Source organism: Mesorhizobium sp. M2E.F.Ca.ET.209.01.1.1 (genome assembly GCF_004010375.2).
In the GTDB taxonomy this organism is placed as follows: domain Bacteria; phylum Pseudomonadota; class Alphaproteobacteria; order Rhizobiales; family Rhizobiaceae; genus Mesorhizobium.
The window spans coordinates 1-421 of record NZ_SADP02000230.1 but is presented as its reverse complement, the minus strand read 5'-3'; the positions used below and the strand labels follow the sequence as shown (position 1 = coordinate 421).

The 421-nt window shown below is 59.9% G+C and carries 1 pseudogene; it reads right to left on the bottom strand.

Annotation, left to right across the window (positions count from 1 at the left end):
• Window positions 1-79 precede the first annotated feature (79 nt).
• Window positions 80-421, bottom strand: a pseudogene (locus EN852_RS35420) (alpha/beta hydrolase); the annotation flags it as partial.

Here is a 421-nt window from a genome sequence, read left to right as displayed (position 1 = left end):
GGCCGAGCGGATCGGCCTCGCTGGCGGACACAAATCTATATTCCGGTAGCAGAGCCCGGGGCTGATATAGTCTCGGGCTTTACTTATATTCGACTTGATTTTCGACCCGATCGAGGAAAGCTGCGATCCTTGCCGGCAGCTCGTCGGTCTCAAGAAAAGGCGCATGGCCCTGGCCTTCGACGACGATCGTTTCCATCCCGGAATGCCGCCGCTGCATCTCCGCGAGCGTCGCCCCGGAAAACAGTTTCGAGTTGGCTGCGCGAATGACAAGCAACGTCACGGCGGCTAAAGCATCGAACTGCGGCCACAGATACGGCAGCGGTTTACTGAAATCGACGTTGGCCAGCGTGTCGACCAGCGCCGGATCGAAATCCGGCACAAATCCCGCTTCGGTCTCGCGGCAGATCGCCGCCACCATGCG